A 275-nucleotide genomic window follows, 5' to 3' on the forward strand; every position below is an offset into this window, starting at 1 on the left:
TTCGAGACGAATCACTGGATAGGCTTCATCATCGATAATCACAATCGTAAATTCGCGACCTGTAATCCAGCGCTCAGCCATCACCGCATCACCACATTCCACTGCCGTTGCATAAGCGGCAGGCAGCTCGTCAAGGTGATTAACCTTGGTCATGCCAATGCTCGAACCTTCATGAACTGGTTTAATGATAAGTGGCAAACCTAGCGTGTTGACCACTTGCTGCCAGTCAGTATCAGCCGTCAATAATGAAAATGGTGCAGTTGAGAGACCGCAAC

1 pseudogene is annotated in these 275 nt (G+C 48.4%); it reads right to left on the bottom strand.

The window, feature by feature from the left end:
• Window positions 1–275: pseudogene (locus SB772_RS40695) on the bottom strand (D-alanine--D-alanine ligase); the annotation flags it as partial.

Origin of the sequence: Paraburkholderia sp. SIMBA_030, assembly GCF_046535245.1 — a bacterium.
Taxonomy (GTDB): Bacteria; Pseudomonadota; Gammaproteobacteria; order Burkholderiales; family Burkholderiaceae; genus Paraburkholderia.